Genomic DNA, 236 nt, shown 5'->3' on the forward strand with positions numbered 1-236 from the left:
CCTGCGCGAGCTGTCGACCTCATCGCTGGCCCAGGGGCTCGAGGATGGCGAGTTGGATCTTGCGGTCGGCTACCCTGCGGCGCCGGCCATGAGCGGCTTGGCCTGTCGGCCGCTCTATCAGGAGCATTCGGCCTTGATCGCCAGTCAGGCGCATTTCCGCCTGCCCGACGCGCCGCAGTGGGAGTGCCTGCGTGACTACCCGCTGGTGTTGCTGACGCCGGAGATGCAGCAGCGGC

General features: G+C 68.6%; 1 protein-coding gene. It reads left to right on the forward strand.

Going from position 1 to position 236, the window contains the following annotated elements:
• Positions 1 to 236 (forward strand): LysR family transcriptional regulator substrate-binding protein (locus tag R0J88_RS23535; protein ID WP_410901394.1); only part of this gene is annotated, 236 nt, incomplete at both ends.

This window comes from Pseudoalteromonas sp. SIMBA_162 (assembly GCF_046535955.1).
Classification (GTDB): Bacteria; Pseudomonadota; Gammaproteobacteria; order Enterobacterales; family Alteromonadaceae; genus Pseudoalteromonas; species Pseudoalteromonas marina.